A 16,338-nucleotide genomic window follows, 5' to 3' on the forward strand; every position below is an offset into this window, starting at 1 on the left:
ACGATGCGGCCCGCCATCGCCTAGAGTGCCGCCTCTCTCCACCCTTCCACGTAGTCGTTACCGTAATGCGCCGTAGCCAATGTCTCCCTCGCACCCGTCAGCCTGCCTTGCAGGCGATGCGCCGTGCGTGGCCGAGCGATACGGTGCTCAAGCGGCGGCGCAGCGTGCTGTTTGCCTTCACCTTCTCGCCACACCTCGCCCTGAACTGAACTGCGCCCCTGCATCGCCTGGCATTCTGGCGTGCTCGCGGGCGCCTGCATTTGCGCGTCTTTTCAGTTTGCGAGGAGTGGTACATGAACATGCGTTTGCTGGCCGGCCTGTTGTTCGCCGTGTCGGTCGTCGGTTTCAGCCTGGGAGCCAGCCTGCCGCTGGTGTCGTTGCGCCTGCACGAGGCAGGAGCCGGTACCCTGGAAATCGGCATCATTGCGGCCATACCCGCGGCGGGGATGATGCTTTCGGCGTTCATGGTCGACGCCTGTTGCCGGCACCTGACCCGGCGCACCATCTACCTGTTGTGCTTCAGCTTATGCACCGTGAGCATCGCCCTGCTCGAAACGGCCTTCGCTTCGCTGTGGCTGCTGGCTGTGCTGCGCCTGGGGCTGGGCATCGGCATGGGCATTGCGATCATCCTTGGCGAATCCTGGGTCAACGAACTCTGCCCGGACCACAATCGCGGCAAGATCATGGCCTTGTACGCCACCAGCTTCACCGGATTCCAGGTACTGGGCCCGGCACTGCTGGCGCTGCTCGGCGCCGACAGCCCGTGGATCATCGGTGTGGTGACCCTCGGTTACGGCCTGGCGCTGCTGTGCATCCTGCTGACCGTGCCCAACGACCACGTCGAGCATGGTGAGGAGGGTGAGAAGAGCTTCGGCCTGGCCGGGTTCTTCCGCGTGGCCCCGGCATTGTGCGTGGCGGTGTTGTTCTTCTCGTTCTTCGATGCCGTGGTGCTGTCGTTGTTGCCGGTGTATGCCAGCAGCCATGGCTTCGCCGTGGGTGTGGCGGCGCTGATGGTGACAGTGGTGTTCGCTGGCGACATGGTGTTCCAACTGCCGCTGGGCTGGTTGGCCGACCGCGTCGAGCGCACCGGGCTGCATCTGCTGTGCGGGCTGGTGGCGATGGCCATCGGCATCGCCTTGCCCTGGTTGCTGGACATGACCTGGCTGCTGTGGCCGATGCTGGTGCTGTTGGGCGCGGTGGCGGGGGCGATCTACACCTTGGCGTTGGTGCTGATCGGTCAGCGTTTCAAGGGCCAGGACCTGGTCACGGCCAATGCCAGTGTGGGCTTGCTGTGGGGTGTCGGTAGCCTGGTCGGGCCGCTGCTCAGCGGCGCGGCGATGGACGTGGCGCCCCATGGGCTGCCGATGGCCCTGGCGCTGATGGCGGGGTTGTTCGTGTGTTTCGCTCGGCAATCGTATCGGCGGACGGGGCGGTTGCGGGCAGTGGTGGACTGAGGCGCTCGATTGCATGCCAGGAATTACCGCGCAAGAACCGGCGTTTCGCCGTCCCATCACTGAGCTAAGATGGAGCTGGCCTGAACCCACTGGAGGCTTGCATGACCCTCGCCGACCCGGTGCCCGATGACTACCGTGCGGCCATCGACTACCTGAGCGCGCTGGACGCTGACTGGGCGCGGCATATCGCTGCGGTGGGGCCGTGCCTGCACCAGGCCAAGCCAGCGCAGGAGCCCTACGAGGCACTGGTGCGGGCGATCGCCTACCAGCAATTGCATGGGCGTGCCGCCGAGGCCATTCTGGGGCGGATGCTGGCGTTGTTTCCCGAGGTGGCGTTTCCGCGCCCTGAGCAATTGTTGGCAGTGGAACCGCAGACGCTGCGCGCTTGTGGTTTTTCGGCGAGCAAGCTGGCGACGATCCAGGGCATCGCCCAGGCGCGTCTGGAGGGGCGGGTCCCTAGCCGCGCCGAGGCGCTGGTGATGGACGATGAAGCCCTGATCGAGCGTCTGGTGGCGTTGCGTGGCGTAGGGCGCTGGACCGTGGAGATGTTGCTGATCTATTGCCTGGAGCGCCCGGATATCCTGCCGGTGGACGATTTCGGCGTGCGCGCCGGGTATCGCCGGCTCAAAGGCCTGGACAAAGCGCCGACACCGGCGCAGTTGCGGGCCCTGGGGATGGCGTGGAGCCCGTTTCGTACAGTGGCGGCCTGGTACCTGTGGCGGGCCTGATGGACGCTCAGTGGCATGTCCGGCCTTTTCGCGGGCAAGCCCGCTCCCACAGGTACAGCACAGCCCTCGGGACCTCACCAATCCCTGTGGGAGCGGGCTTGCCCGCGAAGGGGCCGGACCGGACGATGCAAACATGAGAACTTCCCAGATGACGCCCTACACCACCGAGATCCAACGCTGGCAAGCCGTGGAGTCGCGCGACGCCGGCGCCGTCGGCCACTTCGTCTATGCCGTGCGCACCACCGGCATCTACTGCCATCCAGGTTGCAGATCACGCATGGCCAAGCGCGAGAACGTCGAGTTCTTCGACACCCCGACCAGCGCCGAATCCGCAGGCTACCGCGCCTGCCGCCGCTGCCAGGGCAAGTCGGCCGATAACCGCCGCAGCGCGCTGATCACCCAGGCCTGCCGCCTGCTCGAAGAGCACCACAGCCCCCTCAGTCTCGACCAGCTCGGCGCACGTCTGGCGGTAAGCCCGTTTCATCTGCATCGTCTGTTCAAGGCCGAAACCGGCCTCACTCCCAAGGCCTACGCCATGGCCTTCCGCGCCCGGCGGCTGCGCGAGCGGCTGGGCGAAGGGCAGGGCTCGGTCACCGACGCGATCTACGACGCAGGTTACAATTCCAACAGCCGTTTCTACGCCAGCGCCGACCAACGCCTGGGCATGCAGCCGCGGATTTACCGGGCTGGCGGTGTCGGCGCCGCCATCCATTTCGCTGTCGGGCAGTGCACGTTGGGCGCGATCCTGGTGGCGCAAAGCGCCAAGGGCATCTGCGCGATCTCGCTCGGTGACGATCCTCAAGCCCTGCTCGAAGCGCTGCAGGACCAATTTCCCAAGGCTGAGCTGATCGGTGCCGATGCCGCATACGAACGTCTGGTCGCCGAAGTCGTAGGTTTCGTCGAAGCCCCGGCGCTCGGCCTCGACCTGCCCCTGGATGTGCAGGGCACAGCGTTCCAGGAGCGCGTCTGGCAGGCCCTGCGTGAAGTGCCGGTGGGCAGTCAAGCCAGCTACAGCGACATCGCCGAGCGCATTGGCGCGCCGCGGGCCGTGCGCGCGGTGGCCATGGCTTGCGCGGCCAATCGCATCGCCGTAGCCATTCCTTGCCATCGGGTGGTACGCCGCGACGGCGACATCAGTGGTTACCGCTGGGGCGTGGAACGCAAGCGGCAGCTGCTGGATCGAGAAGCGGCACTCTCCTGATTGCCTGAAGCCGCGTAGAATCTGCCGCCAGATCGGAATGTAAAGAGGAACATTCGATGGGGCGTGTCAGCCTTGCTCGTTTCTACCTGGGTGTGTTGGCCCTGATGCTGGCGCTGGCCAGCCCCGCCTGGGCGGCACCAGCCACACCGCTGTCGAACCTGAGCGTGGGTGACATGCCTGCGCTCGATGAAAATGCCAGCCTCGAGCAGCTCAGCGATCGGCTCGACGTGATCCGACAAGGGGTCACCAGCGACGCCAACGACGATGTGCTGGCACAGTTGCGCCTGGCCACTATCCAGGTCCAGCGCCAGGCCGATGCGCTCAGCGCCGAGCGCACTGCCGACGTCAGCAAGCTGGATGACAAGCTCAATGTGCTGGGCCCGGTGCAGCCGGACGAGGCCGCTGCCCTGACCCAGCAACGCAAACAGCTCGCCGCCGAGAAGAAGGCGCTGGTGGCTCAGCAGGAGCAGGCGACCAAGCTGACCCAGTCGGCACGCGACCTGTCGACCCAGATCGTCAACCTGCGGCGCAGTCAGTTCAACTCGCAGATCACCAGTCGCGCCGCTTCGCCGCTGAGCCCGAGCTTCTGGCGCAGCATCATCCGCCCCACCCAGGATGACGTGGCGCGCCTGCGCGACCTGCAAGGCGAGGCCACCGATGCCATCGCCAGTGCGTTCGATGCCGTCCATCGCTGGCTGTTCATCGGCAGCCTGGTCGCTGCGATCCTGGTGTGGACCGTGCTACGCGGCCTGATCGAACGCGGCCTGGCCCACGCCATGGTGCGCTGGTTGCCGGAAGGGCGCTTGCGCCGTAGTGCCCTGGCCGTCGGTGTGAGCCTGGCGACGCTGGGGACCATCGCCGGTTCGGTATCGTTGGTGCGTTGGGGCTTGGAGAGCAGTGCCGAGCTGGGCGCGGATATCGCCAGCGTGACCAACCATGTGCTGACCCTGGTGGTGTTCAGCGCATTCATCACCGGGCTGGGGCGCGCCATGCTGATGCTGCAGAGGCCGTCCTGGCGTCTGCCGCCGATTCACGATGAAGTGGCCAGTGCACTGGGATGGTTCCCCAAGTTGCTGGCCCTGGCGTTGATGGTCATGGTGACCTTGGAGCGCATCAACAGCGTGATCGGCGCCAGTCTGGCGCTCACGGTCGCGGTCAATGGACTGACCGCGCTGGTCGTGGCAGTGATCTTCTCCACCGCCCTGATGCGCTATCGCCGCACCCTGCGCGAGCATGATCTGGAGCGCCCGAGCGGCATCGCCGGGCTGATTCCCTTCGTAATGGTGGTGTGGCTGGCGGCGATTCTGTTGTCACTGCTGGCAGGCTACCTGACCCTGGCCTACTACCTGACCGCCAAGTTGCTGTGGGTCAGCCTGGTCACCACCTGCGCCTACCTGCTGACCACCTTCCTCGGCGATCTCTGCGAGACGCTGCTGTCGCCGCGGCAACCGGGCGGCCTGGCCCTGGCCGCGTCGCTCGGCCTGGCGCCTCGGCACCAGGCCCAGGCCAGTACCATCCTGGCCGGTATCGGCCGCACCAGCTTGCTGTTCCTCGCCCTGCTGCTGGTGCTGATGCCTTCAGGCACCAGCCCCGCCGAACTGATGGCCAGCCTGGGCGATTGGGACGGCACCGGCGGCAAGATACTGGGTAACCTGAACATCGTGCCCCAGGATATCCTGATGGCGTTGGTGCTGTTCTTCGGCGGCCTTTTCGGCCTGCGCGTGATCAAGCGCTGGCTCAGTGAACGGCTGTTGCCGGAAACCGACATGGACGCCGGCATGCGTGCCTCGCTGGTGACCTTGGTCGGTTACCTGGGCTTCATCTTCCTGGCCATGCTGGTGATGACGACCCTGCACATCAATCTGACCAGCTTGACCTGGGTGGTCAGTGCGCTGTCGGTAGGTATCGGTTTTGGCTTGCAGCAAATCGTGCAGAACTTCATTTCTGGCCTGATCCTGCTCACCGAGCGGCCGGTCAAGGTGGGCGACTGGGTGAGCCTGGCCGGGGTGGAGGGTGATATCCGGCGGATCAACGTGCGCGCTACCGAAATCCAGATGTCCGACCGTTCGACGGTGATCGTGCCCAACTCCCAGTTCATCTCCCAGAACGTGCGTAACGTGACCATGGGCAATGCCCTGGGGGTGGTCGGCATTACCTTGACCTTGCCCTTGGAGACTGATGCCAACCGCGTGCGCGAGTTGCTGCTGTCGGCGTTCCAGGCGCATGAGAGCATTCTCGATGCGCCTGCCTGCTCGGTGTCGTTCAAGGACCTGACAACCAGCGGCATGGTAATCAGCGTCAGTGGTTACGTGGCGGGACCCCGGCAGGTGTCGGGGACCCGCAGTGATTTGCTGTTCACCATCCTCGGGCGGCTGCGGGACGAGGGGATTGCCTTGTCTTCGCCACAGAGCATGGTGTTGGTGCAGGAAGGGGGGCGCTCGGCGCAAGAGTCGGTTTAGGGGGAGTGGTGGGCGTGGAGCGAGGAGCCTTGGCCAGCTCCCTGGATCACCCCAAGCACCGCGTCACATGCTTGACCGACTGATACGCCGCCAAGCCCCAGGGCCCAAGCTCGCGGCCAATGCCGCTGCCCTTGGTGCCACCCCACGACGTTTCGACGAACACCGCCTGGATCGAGTTGATCCACACATGCCCGACCTCCAGCGCATCGGCCACCCGCTCGGCACGCATCAGGTCGGCCGAGCAAACGGTGGCGACCAGCCCGAAGCGGCTGTCGTTGGCCTCGGCGATGGCCTGCGCCTCGCTGGCGAAGCGGCGGGCGCAGAGCACCGGGCCGAAGATCTCCTCGGTCCACAGGCGACTGTCGTTGGGGACGTCTGTATACAGCGTGGGGCTGACGAACCAGCCGTCGCGCTCCAACGTCTTGCCGCCGGCCAGGCAACGCAGGCCTTCCTCGCGTGCAGTAGCGAAGTAGCCGGCGACCTTGAGCCACTGCGCCTGGCTGGTCAGCGGCCCCATGTCGACCTCCTCGCTCAGCGGGTTGCCCACGCGCAGCCCTTGCAGCGCCTGTTGCAAGCGCGGCAGCAGGGCATCGGCGATGCCGTCCTGCACCAGCAGGCGTGAAGTCGCCGAGCACATCTGCCCGGCGTTCCAGGTGATCCCGGCGACGATCCATTCCACTGCCTGTTCGACATCGCAGTCGTCGAACACCACGATCGCCGACTTGCCGCCCAACTCCAGGGTCACTGGCCGGCAGTGGGCCGCGCTGCTGCGCATCACCTGGCTTCCGACACTGTTGCTACCGGTGAACGAGAGCTTGTCCAGGCCCGCGTGATTGCTCAGCGCAGCTCCGACCTCGGCCTTGCCGTTGACGATGTTCAGCACCCCGACGGGCAGCCCGATCGCCTCGGCGATCTGGCCGTAAGCCAGTTCGACCAGCGGAGTGATCTCCGAAGGCTTGAGCACTACGGTGCAACCGGCCGCCAGGGCCGGGGCAATCTTCCAGGCGCTGGTCACCAGGGGGAAGTTCCATGGCACGATCAGCCCCACCACGCCGACCGGTTCGAGCCGGGTGCGGGCGCTGAAACCGGGAGCCGCCAGGGCCACGTCGCGGTTCTGCAAGGGCAACTGCTCGGCCAGGTCGGCGTAGTAGCTGAAGGTCGCCAGCGCATCCTCCAGGTCGATTTCCGCTTCGTGCCGAGGCTTGCCGTTGTTACGCATCTGCAGCTCGATGAGGGCTTCGCGACGTTGCCCAAGCTGCTCTGCGAACCCCCGCAAGTAGGTGGCCCGCGCCGAGGGCTCGACCTGCTTCCAGGCCGGCAGGGCCTGGCGCGCGGCAGCCACCGCCTGGTCGACCTGGGCTACGCTGGCGGCCATCAGTTCGGCGAACGGCAACCCAAGGGAGGGATCGTTGACGCTGATGCAGTCGCTGCCCTGGCCTTCGACCCAATGGCCGGCGATGTAGTGGGAAGTGGTCATGTGAATATCCAGTCAGGCCGGGTCGGCAAAGGTTACGGGCGCGTGCGCGGTGCTTTTGCAACGCACCCAGCGCGGGCCGTTGGGGCCGTACACGCCAGCAGGTTCGGGGAACAGGTTGAGCAGTAGCAGGTACAGCAGGCCAGCTACGTCAAGGGTCACCGGCAGGCTCAGGTCGATGCCACCGGCCAGATCCCCCAACGGGCCGACGAACTGCCCCGGCAGGTTGACGAAGCACAGGCCGATCACCGCGCTGGGGATCCAGGCTCCCATGCCGCGCCAGTTCCAGCCGTGCAGGAACCAGTAGTGGCCGCCGCGCTGGCCGCGGGTGAACACCTGCAGGTCGTCGGCATGGTAGAAGCCGCGACGGGTGATCAGGCCGAGGATCATGATCACCATCCACGGGCTGGTGCAGGTGATGATCAACACAGCGAAGGTCGACACGCTCTGCACCAGGTTGAAGGTGAAGCGGCCGATGAAGATGAAGGCGATGGCCAGCACGCCAATCAGCAGGGTGGCGCCGGCGCGGCTGAGCAGGCGCGGGAACACGCTGGACATGTCCAGCCCCGTGCCATACAGCGCGGTGGTGCCGGTGGACATGCCGCCGATCACCGCGATCAGGCACACCGGCAGGAAGAACCAGCTCGGCGATACCGCCAACAGGCCGCCGACGTAGTTGTTGGCAGCGATGTAGTCCGGTGCCTGGCTGGCCACCAGGGTGGCGGTGCACAGGCCGAACAGGAACGGGATCAGCGTCGCGACCTGGGCGGCGATCACCGCCAGCATGATGCGCGCCTTCGGCGTTTGCCGTGGGATATAGCGCGACCAGTCGCCAAGGAACGCGCCGAACGACACCGGATTGCTCATCGCCAGGATCGCCGCACCGACGAACGCAGCCCAGAAGCCGGCCTGGCCGAGGCTGACGCTGCCGGCGTAACCGGCATCGAACGGCCCGGCAAAGGCGAAGATGCCGAGCAGGAACAGCAGGCTCGAGGCCCACACGGCGATCTTGTTCACCCACAGCATGAAGCGGAAGCCGAAGATGCACACCACCAGTACCAGCACCGCGAACAGACCATAGGCCAGGCCCAGGGTCAGGTCGGTTTCCGGCAGGCCGACCAGGCGCTTGGCGCCGCCGACCAGGGCATCGCCCGAACTCCACACCGACAGCGAGAAGAATGCCACGGCGGTCAGCAGCGACAGGAATGAGCCGACGATACGCCCGTGCACGCCAAAGTGCGCGCCCGAGGACACCGCATTGTTGGTCCCGTTGAGAGCGCCGAACAGGCCCATGGGGGCAAGGATCAGTGCGCCCACCCCAACGCCGAGCAGAATTGCCCAGGCACCCGCCTGGAACGACAGGCCGAACAGCACCGGGAAGCTGCCCAGTACGGCGGTGGCGAAAGTGTTGGCGCCGCCGAAGATCAGGCGGAACAGGTCCAGCGGGGAGGCGTCGCGTTGATCGTCAGGGATCTGTTCGACGCCGTTGGTCTCGATACCGGTCGAGTGGCTCATGGTGATGCTCCAGCGCGGTTGTTGTAGACGCGGTGCGTTGCACGGGTCGTTTTTGTGGTGCGATGGCAGGGCGGCAAGGCCGCAGGAAATCGAATCAGGCCGGGGTCACGACCGACAGGTGCTCATGACACGCCAACCAGCGTTCGCCGTGGCGACGGAAAACAATGGTCTCACGCTCGGCCAGCCGATGTTCCTCGTCAGCGCTGCGAATGTGCGTGGCCACATCGTGCATGAAGACCGCGACATCGCCCTGCAGGCTGACCTGCGCATTGCTCGACTGGCAGCCGAGCACGGCGAAGCCCTCGGCCTGCCATTGGGCCCAGAGGTCTTCATAGGCACGGCGCGACAGCAGCGGCTGCGGCAGGGTGTGGAAGAGGAACGTGGCGTCTTCGCTGAAGCAGGCGAAGTAGCGAGCGGTGTCGTTGCTGGCGAAGGCGTCGACGAGGGCGTCGGCGGCTTGTCGTACCCGAAGGGTCTGGTCCACGGGAGTGGCCTCACGTTTATTGTGATTGTGTTGAGGCGATTCTGGTGGGGGAGGGCGAAGGGAAAAATCGGTGGGAGGAAATAATTAGTTCAGGAATTCGTGAAGTGATTGCCCTCCGGGCTGCCGGCATGGCGTGTGCTCACAGGCGCCGAGGGGCGGCCAGGCCACCCCTGGGAGCTTCAATCAGTTCGCATCGCGCACCGCGCTGAGGAATGTCCGGGTACGTTCCTGCTGCGGATTCTCGAAAATCTGCGCCGGGGTGCCTTGTTCATGGATCTGCCCCTTGTAGAAGAAGCACACCCGGTCAGCGAACTCGCGGGCAAACCCCATCTGGTGCGTGACCATCAGCATGGTCAGGTTGTGTTCGCTGCCCAAGCGGCGAATCACGTTGAGCACCTCGCCGCACAGCTCCGGGTCCAGTGCCGAGGTCACCTCATCGAACAGCATCACCTTGGGCCGCATCGCCAGTGCCCTGGCAATCGCCACGCGCTGTTGCTGGCCGCCGGACAGTTGCGATGGGTAGTGTTCGAACTTGTTACCCAGGCCGACCATCTCCAACAGCTCGGCAGCGCGCTCGCGTGCTTCGGCTGGCTTGACGCCCAGTACCTGCACCGGGGCCTCGATGACGTTCTGCAAGGCGCTCATGTGAGGGAACAGGTTGAAGCTCTGGAACACCATGCCGATCTTCGCCCGCACCCTGCGCACATGGCGTTCGTTGGCCGCGACCAGTGCGCCGTTGCGCCCCGGCATATGGGTCAGCGATTCGCCGTCGACGTCGATTACGCCCTGATCGATGCCTTCGAGGGTCATCAGCACCCGCAGCAAGGTCGACTTGCCCGAGCCGCTGGGGCCGATGATCGCCACCTTTTCGCCGGGGGCGACATTCAGGTTCAGGCCATCGAGCACGGTAAAGCTGCCGTAGCGTTTGGTCACGTCCTTGAAACTGACGAGGGGTTGGGCAATGGCCGCTGTGGGCATGCTGGTATCCCGGGGCAAGGGGGTGGCAGTGGCGAGTGGGGTCACAGGCGCGATCATCAGCGGAGCTCCAGGCGCACTTCGAGGCGCCGAACGAGATAGGCCAGAGCGATGCTCAAGGCCAGGAAGAACAGGCCGACCAGGGTGATCGGCTCCAGGTAGCGGAAGCTCTCGGAACCGATGTTCTTGGCCTGCTGCATGATTTCCACCACGGTGATGGCCGACAGCACCGGAGTGTCCTTGAGCATGGCGATCAGGTAGTTGCCCAGCGGCGGCAGGATCGGTCGGATCGCCTGGGGCAGGATGATCGTCCGGTAGGCGGTCCAGGGCGCGAAGTTCAGCGCCACCACCGCTTCCCATTGGCTGCGTGCCACCGAATCGAGGCCGCCGCGGTACACCTCGGCCAGGTAGCAGGCGTAGTGCACGCCGATACCGATGATGCCCGCCTGCAGGGCGGTCATGCTGACCCCGTAGTTGGGCAGCACGTAGTACAGGAAATACACCTGGATGAGCAGCGGCGTACTGCGGATGAATTCGATCAGCAATGCCACCGGCCACGACAGCCAGGCATGGCGGCTGCGCCGGGCGATGGCCAGGAACAGGCCCAGCACCACGGCGATCAGGAAGCCTACCAGGGTGATGCCGAGGGTTTTCAGCGACGCCTGCAACAAGCCCGGCAGGATCTGTGCGACGTAATTCCAGTCCCAGAGGTTCATGACAGGCTCCCCCGCAGGCGACCACGGCTCAGGCGTCGTTCGACCCGGCGCATGAGGAAGTTGATGACCTGTGCCAGGAAGAAGTACAGCAACAGGGTCAGGCTGAAGATCTCCAGAGTCTGGAAGGTCGCCTGGTCGAGCTGGCGGGCACGAAAGCTCAGGTCCGACAGGGTGATCAACGACACCAGCGACGTGTTTTTCAGCAACTCGATCAGCAGGTTGGTGCCTGGGGCGATGGCTGCCAGCAAGGCCTGGGGCAGGATCACCCGGCGAAAGCGTGTGGCGGCGGGCATGTTCAGTGCGGTGCAGGCTTCGTATTGCCCCTTGGCCACCGAGCTGATCGCCCCGCGCATCACCTCGGCACCATAGGCACCGATATGCAGCCCGAGGCCGACGATGGCCACGGTATAGGCGCTCAGTTCGAGGTTGAACGGTGGCAACGGCAGCACGAAGAACAGCCAGAACAACTGCACCAGCAACGAGGTGCCACGGAACACCTCGATGTAGGCCACGCAGAACCAGCTCAAAGGCCGCCAGGAAGAGCGCCGGCCCAGTGCGGCGAGGATCGCCGCGACGATGGCCAGCAACGAGCCGAAGACGGTGACCTGGACCGTGATCCAGACCCCTTGCAGTAACAACGGTATCAATTCACCCATGATTCGACCTGACTAATCGGATGACACAGGGAATGGCACGGCAAGCACCATGCCACCTCGACTCACGGCTGGGCACAGAGCTCGGCGGCGGTCTTGTCGGTCACGTTGGAGCGGTCGAAACCGAACGGTGCGACGGCCTTGAGATGCTCCTCGCTGCCCAGCCACTTCTTCAGTTCGGCGTTGACCGCATCGCGCAAGTCCTTGTCTTCGGGGCGGAAGGCCAAGGCGCCGTAGCCGGTGTGGGCCGGATCGTCGCTGAAGTCGCTGATCGCCTCGACCTTGTCGCCGCCTTTCTTGGCCAGGCCCTTCATGGTCAGCTGGGTGCCCACGGCGGCATCGGCGCGACCGGCGCGCACGGCCTGCAATTGCGCGGTGGTGTCGGGAACCTGGAGTATCTGCGCATCGCTGACGCCCGAATCGCGGGCATAGGCAAGGTTGACCGTGCCCGCCATGATCGCCAGCTTTGCGTCGGGATTCTTGGCGATATCGGCATAGCTGTGCAGGTTCTTCGGGTTGCCTCGGGCTACCAGCAGGGTGTCGGGCAAGGCGTATTGCGGGTCGGTGAAGATCACCTGCTTGCAGCGGGCCGGGGTGATGTACATGCCAGCGGCAATCACATCGAAGCGTCCCGCGCGCAGCCCAGGGATCAACGACCCCCACTCGGTGAGGACACCATCGACCTGCTTGATGCCCATCTTCTCGAAGATGATCCGGGCGATTTCCGGCGACTCGCCGGTGACCCGGCCATCGGTCTCGGTGTAGGCGAACGGCGTTTCATTGGCGTAGCCGATGCGCAGGCGGCTGTTTTCCTTGATCTCCTGCAGGCTGGCGGCCTGTGCGCTGGCGAGCAGGCCGAGGGTGGCACAGGCCACCAGCAGGCGGTGGAACGGACGGTTGGAAGGCTGGCTCATCAATGAATCTCCTGTTTGTTATAAAAACCGTCGACGACGGCTCTGTGTTAGGAGGCAGTGGAGCAAAACAGCGAAAGCAGGACCGGTCGTTTGTTCGAGGCTGCCAGGCAGCGTGGGTGTCGACCTTGGGCCGAGCATACAAAAGCTGCAACCGCGATGGCATTGCACTAGGACAATTGCCCGGGCCCGTTCTACAGGTGATGCTGTGTCCCTGGCCCCGGCAAGTGAAGCGAACATCATGATGCACAGTTGGAAGGCAGCCCTGGACGCCGCCCGCATCGGCGAGTCCAAGTACAAGATTCTGGTCCAGGCCGTCACCGGCGAGATCGAGCGTGGCGTGCTGGTGCACGATCAACGCCTGCCACCGCAGCGCCAGGTCGCCGATGCCCTGGGGATCAGCGTGCAGACCGTGACCAATGCCTACAAGGAACTGGAACGCCAGGGCTTGGTGCGCTGCGAGATCGGTCGAGGCAGTTTCGTCAGTCGACGCATGAGCGACCGTGTGTCGGATGACATCATCGACCTGCCCGAGCGCACCCTGGTCGATTTCTCCATCACCCGCATTCTTCATACCCAGGTGCACGAGCGCATCTGGCGCGAGACCTGCGCCGAACTGGCCGTGGAAGAGGAGCAGCCGTGGATCCATGCCTACCGGCCGATCGCCGGTTTCCAGAGCCATCGCGAGGCGGCGGTACGCTGGCTGGATGGCCTGGGCATGCAGGTCGAACATGACGACGTGCTGGTGACCAATGGCGCCGCCCACGCCATCTTCCTGGCCTTGGCTTCCCTGGCCGGGCCCGATGACGTGGTGCTGTGCGAGGGGCTGACCGACCATGGCGTGATCGGTAATTCGCAGGTGTTGGGTTTCACCCTCAAGGGCCTGGAGATGGACCGCGAGGGCATCGACCCGGAGCATTTCGAAGACATCTGCAGCAATGAGCGGGTGACCGCGCTGGTGTGCACACCCAATCTCAACAATCCGACGGTCAGCCTCATGCCCGACGCCCGGCGCCAGGAAATCGCTGCGATCGCCCGGCGTTTTGGTGTGCACATCATCGAAGATGACGTCTACGGGCCGTTGCTCGGTGGCCGCCAGGCACGGCCGCTCAGTTCGTATGCGCCGGAACTGTCGTTCTACTGCACGAGCCTGACCAAGTCGGTGCTGACCGGACTGCGCGTGGGCTACCTGGCCATGCCCAAGCGCCTGGCACTGCGCACCGAGAGCATTCTGCGGGTCAACAGCTGGATGGCGACGCCCCTGGTGGCGGAGATCGCTTCACGCTGGATCAATGATGGGCGAGCGCTGCAACTGGTCGAGTTGCAGCGCAAGTTGCTGAGCGAGCGTCAGGCACTGCTGCGTGAGTACCTGGGTGAATATCTGCGTGGTCAGCACGAGCATGCCCTGGGGGCGTGGCTGAACATACCCGAGCGCTGGGAAGTCGACAGCCTGGTGCGCGCCTTGCGTCGTCGGCAGATCGCAGTGACCCCGCCGGAGCCGTTCCTGGTACGCGGCACGCCGCGGCCGCGGGCCGTGCGTCTATGCGTGGGCGCCGAATGTTCCGAGGCGAAACTGCGCCAGGCCCTGGGTGACATGCGCGAGTTGTTCGGCCAGTACCCGCAGATCCACGAGCTCTGATTCGCCGGCCAGAACACCGTCCGGCGCCCTGGTCCGGTCAAATTCTCAGGCAAATTGCCCTAGTACATTCATCGCGACAATTTTCGCCTCATACACTCGGCCCAACATCAGGTCACTCGTTGGGTCCCGGTCATGTCAGCGCTTTCGCTTCACGATCTCTATGTCGCCCGCCAGCGCATCCAAGGCCTGGTGCGTCATACCCCGCTGGAGTTGTCAGCCAGCCTGAGCCGGCGCCTGGGCGTGCCGGTCTACCTGAAACTCGAAGCCTTGCAGACCACCGGCAGCTTCAAGCTGCGCGGCGCCAGCAATGCCATCGCCGCGCTCGATCCGCAGCAGCGCTCGCGAGGTGTGGTCACCGCATCCACGGGTAACCATGGTCGGGCAGTGGCACATGCCGCCGCGCAACTGGGCGTCAAGGCCACCGTGTTCCTTTCGCATCTGGTGCCAGACAACAAGGTGCAGGCCATTCGCGACCTGGGTGCGCAGGTGTGCATCGTCGGCCAGTCCCAGGACGATGCCCAGCACGCCGCGCAACAGCTTGCCGAAGACCACGGCGCAGCGCTGATACCTCCCTTTGACCATCGGCATGTCATCGCTGGGCAGGGCACCCTCGGCCTGGAAATCATCGAGCAGTTGCCCGAGGTCGATCAGGTGCTGATCCCACTCTCTGGTGGCGGCCTGTTCGCCGGCGTGGCCTTGGCCCTGAAGAGCATCAATCCAGCGATCGCCACCCATGGCATCAGCATGCAGCGCGGCGCGGCGATGCACGCCAGCCTGCAGGCCGGCTGCCCGGTCGAGGTGGAAGAACTGACGACCCTGGCCGACTCGCTCGGCGGCGGTATCGGCCTGGACAACCAGCACACCCTGGCCATGACCCGGCGCCTGCTCGACCACCTGCACCTGCTCCCCGAGGCCTCGATCGCCAACGGCATGCGCCACGCCTACCAGCAGGAGCGCCTGGTGCTCGAAGGCGCCGGCGCGGTCGGTATCGCCGCGCTGCTCGACGGCCTGGTGGCTCCCCGGGGGCCGGTCGTGGTGGTGGTCAGTGGGCGCAATGTCGACAGCGCTCAGCATCAACGCGTCATCAACGGCGGCGACGCCTGAGACATCACGTTCCTTCAACTGGAGGTATTCGAATGCCGGCCATCACCTTGCTCAGCGAAGCCGACCTGCGTAGCTGCATCACCCTTGACCGCGATGCCCTCGACGCCATCGAACAGGCCTTTGCCGCGCTTGCCACCACCTCGGTCGCGATGCCACCGATCCTGCGCCTGGACGTGCCCGAGCACAACGGCGAAGTGGACGTGAAAACCGCCTACCTGCCGGGTCTGGCGCGCTTCGCCATCAAGGTCAGCCCGGGCTTCTTCGACAACCCCTCGCTGGGCCTTCCCAGCCTCAACGGCATGATGATGCTGTTGTCGGCACGCACCGGCTTGCTCGATGCCTTGTTGCTCGACAACGGCTACCTCACTGCCGTGCGCACCGCCGCCGCAGGTGCGGTGGCCGCGCGTTGGCTGTCGCGTGCCGACAGCCGCCGGGTGGCGCTGATCGGCAACGGGGAGCAGGCCCGTCTACAACTGCAGGCACTGCGCCTGGTGCGTCCGATCGAGCAGGTCAAGGTCTGGGGGCGCGATGCCGAGAAGACCGCCGCGTTGTGCGATGAGCTCGGTCGCGACGGGTGCCTGCAGGTGCAGGCGTGTCTGGACGTCGACCAGGCCATGCAGGCGGTCGACATCGCCATCACCTGCACACCCAGCCGCGAGCCTCTGATCCAACCGCATCACCTGCAGCCCGGCCTGCACATCACCGCCATGGGGTCGGACGCCGAACACAAGAACGAGATCGCCCCCCAGGCCCTGGCCCAGCTCGATCGCTATGTCGCCGACCGTCTGAGCCAGACCCGCGTGCTGGGCGAGTTGCACCACGCCTTGCGTGCCGGGGCGGTCAGCGCGGATGCCGAGTTTTCCGAGCTCGGCCAGATCGTCGCCGGCCTTCGCCCCGCCCGCCAGACCGACGCCGAGGTCACCCTCTGCGATCTGACCGGCACCGGGGTCCAGGACACCGCCATCGCCAACCTCGCCTTCGAGCGTGCAGTCGCCGCCGGCAAAGGCCTGGCGTTTCTCAGCTGA

The 16,338-nt window shown here is 65.3% G+C and carries 14 protein-coding genes; 7 read left to right on the forward strand and 7 right to left on the reverse strand.

The features are described from left to right. The first annotated feature begins 293 nt into the window (after window positions 1–293). From KY379_RS01660 to KY379_RS01675, 4 genes are all read left to right on the forward strand, one after another. The gene (locus KY379_RS01660) at window positions 294–1,454 is read left to right on the forward strand and encodes an MFS transporter (RefSeq protein WP_261240157.1); all 1,161 of its coding nucleotides are present in this window, start codon (window positions 294–296) and stop codon (window positions 1,452–1,454) included. Between the two features lie 101 nt (window positions 1,455–1,555). After that, on the forward strand, window positions 1,556–2,182 hold the full coding sequence (locus tag KY379_RS01665) for a DNA-3-methyladenine glycosylase family protein (RefSeq protein ID WP_133331207.1): 627 nt from the start codon (window positions 1,556–1,558) through the stop codon (window positions 2,180–2,182). A gap of 148 nt (window positions 2,183–2,330) precedes the next feature. Beyond that, a complete protein-coding gene (gene ada, locus KY379_RS01670) occupies window positions 2,331–3,383 on the forward strand; it encodes a bifunctional DNA-binding transcriptional regulator/O6-methylguanine-DNA methyltransferase Ada (protein WP_261240193.1) in 1,053 nt (350 codons plus the stop codon). Between the two features lie 56 nt (window positions 3,384–3,439). Further along, window positions 3,440–5,842: a DUF3772 domain-containing protein gene (locus tag KY379_RS01675; RefSeq protein ID WP_261240155.1), complete on the forward strand. Its 2,403-nt coding sequence runs from the start codon at window positions 3,440–3,442 to the stop codon at window positions 5,840–5,842. Between the two features lie 46 nt (window positions 5,843–5,888). Here KY379_RS01675 and KY379_RS01680 read toward each other — a convergent pair whose 3' ends face one another. From KY379_RS01680 to ehuB, 7 genes are all read right to left on the reverse strand, one after another. Then, on the reverse strand, window positions 5,889–7,319 hold the full coding sequence (locus KY379_RS01680; RefSeq protein WP_261240154.1) for an aldehyde dehydrogenase family protein: 1,431 nt from the start codon (window positions 7,317–7,319) through the stop codon (window positions 5,889–5,891). A gap of 12 nt (window positions 7,320–7,331) precedes the next feature. Beyond that, window positions 7,332–8,831 (reverse strand): purine-cytosine permease family protein, encoded by a 1,500-nt coding sequence (locus KY379_RS01685; protein ID WP_261240153.1) that lies wholly within the window; start codon window positions 8,829–8,831, stop codon window positions 7,332–7,334. A 94-nt stretch (window positions 8,832–8,925) separates the two neighbouring features. Next, the gene (locus tag KY379_RS01690; protein WP_261240152.1) at window positions 8,926–9,315 is read right to left on the reverse strand and encodes a YybH family protein; all 390 of its coding nucleotides are present in this window, start codon (window positions 9,313–9,315) and stop codon (window positions 8,926–8,928) included. Window positions 9,316–9,498: 183 nt separating this feature from the next. Further along, on the reverse strand, window positions 9,499–10,293 hold the full coding sequence (gene ehuA, locus KY379_RS01695; RefSeq protein ID WP_165976111.1) for an ectoine/hydroxyectoine ABC transporter ATP-binding protein EhuA: 795 nt from the start codon (window positions 10,291–10,293) through the stop codon (window positions 9,499–9,501). A 56-nt stretch (window positions 10,294–10,349) separates the two neighbouring features. Continuing rightward, the gene (ehuD, locus tag KY379_RS01700) at window positions 10,350–11,006 is read right to left on the reverse strand and encodes an ectoine/hydroxyectoine ABC transporter permease subunit EhuD (protein WP_133331219.1); all 657 of its coding nucleotides are present in this window, start codon (window positions 11,004–11,006) and stop codon (window positions 10,350–10,352) included. After that, window positions 11,003–11,662, reverse strand: coding sequence for an ectoine/hydroxyectoine ABC transporter permease subunit EhuC (ehuC, locus tag KY379_RS01705; RefSeq protein WP_133331221.1), 660 nt, complete (start codon window positions 11,660–11,662; stop codon window positions 11,003–11,005). The genes ehuD and ehuC overlap by 4 nt, the downstream gene beginning before the upstream one ends. Before the next feature lie 62 nt (window positions 11,663–11,724). After that, window positions 11,725–12,573 (reverse strand): ectoine/hydroxyectoine ABC transporter substrate-binding protein EhuB, encoded by an 849-nt coding sequence (gene ehuB / locus KY379_RS01710; protein ID WP_196172227.1) that lies wholly within the window; start codon window positions 12,571–12,573, stop codon window positions 11,725–11,727. 241 nt (window positions 12,574–12,814) lie between these two features. On the opposite strand from ehuB, the gene KY379_RS01715 reads away from it, so the two are divergent. The 3 genes from KY379_RS01715 (at window position 12,815) to eutC (ending at window position 16,338) form a co-directional block, all read left to right on the forward strand. Further along, window positions 12,815–14,209 (forward strand): PLP-dependent aminotransferase family protein, encoded by a 1,395-nt coding sequence (locus KY379_RS01715; RefSeq protein ID WP_133331372.1) that lies wholly within the window; start codon window positions 12,815–12,817, stop codon window positions 14,207–14,209. Window positions 14,210–14,341: 132 nt separating this feature from the next. Then, window positions 14,342–15,313 (forward strand): hydroxyectoine utilization dehydratase EutB, encoded by a 972-nt coding sequence (gene eutB / locus KY379_RS01720; protein ID WP_133331225.1) that lies wholly within the window; start codon window positions 14,342–14,344, stop codon window positions 15,311–15,313. A gap of 32 nt (window positions 15,314–15,345) precedes the next feature. Next, window positions 15,346–16,338, forward strand: a complete 993-nt coding sequence (eutC, locus tag KY379_RS01725; RefSeq protein ID WP_133331228.1) for an ectoine utilization protein EutC — start codon at window positions 15,346–15,348, stop codon at window positions 16,336–16,338.

The sequence above is a fragment of the Pseudomonas sp. HD6422 genome (genome assembly GCF_025377065.1).
In the GTDB taxonomy this organism is placed as follows: Bacteria; Pseudomonadota; Gammaproteobacteria; order Pseudomonadales; family Pseudomonadaceae; genus Aquipseudomonas; species Aquipseudomonas putida_U.

Bases quoted from the DNA above. Each gene is read 5' to 3' on its own strand.
- KY379_RS01660 (WP_261240157.1), top strand. From the start codon at position 294: ATGAACATGCGTTTGCTGGCCGGCCTGTTGTTCGCCGTGTCGGTCGTC.
- KY379_RS01665 (WP_133331207.1), top strand. From the start codon at position 1,556: ATGACCCTCGCCGACCCGGTGCCCGATGACTACCGTGCGGCCATCGAC.
- ada (WP_261240193.1), top strand. From the start codon at position 2,331: ATGACGCCCTACACCACCGAGATCCAACGCTGGCAAGCCGTGGAGTCG.
- KY379_RS01675 (WP_261240155.1), top strand. From the start codon at position 3,440: ATGGGGCGTGTCAGCCTTGCTCGTTTCTACCTGGGTGTGTTGGCCCTG.
- KY379_RS01680 (WP_261240154.1), bottom strand. From the start codon at position 7,319: ATGACCACTTCCCACTACATCGCCGGCCATTGGGTCGAAGGCCAGGGC.
- KY379_RS01685 (WP_261240153.1), bottom strand. From the start codon at position 8,831: ATGAGCCACTCGACCGGTATCGAGACCAACGGCGTCGAACAGATCCCT.
- ehuA (WP_165976111.1), bottom strand. From the start codon at position 10,293: ATGCCCACAGCGGCCATTGCCCAACCCCTCGTCAGTTTCAAGGACGTG.
- ehuD (WP_133331219.1), bottom strand. From the start codon at position 11,006: ATGAACCTCTGGGACTGGAATTACGTCGCACAGATCCTGCCGGGCTTG.
- ehuC (WP_133331221.1), bottom strand. From the start codon at position 11,662: ATGGGTGAATTGATACCGTTGTTACTGCAAGGGGTCTGGATCACGGTC.
- ehuB (WP_196172227.1), bottom strand. From the start codon at position 12,573: ATGAGCCAGCCTTCCAACCGTCCGTTCCACCGCCTGCTGGTGGCCTGT.
- KY379_RS01715 (WP_133331372.1), top strand. From the start codon at position 12,815: ATGCACAGTTGGAAGGCAGCCCTGGACGCCGCCCGCATCGGCGAGTCC.
- eutB (WP_133331225.1), top strand. From the start codon at position 14,342: ATGTCAGCGCTTTCGCTTCACGATCTCTATGTCGCCCGCCAGCGCATC.
- eutC (WP_133331228.1), top strand. From the start codon at position 15,346: ATGCCGGCCATCACCTTGCTCAGCGAAGCCGACCTGCGTAGCTGCATC.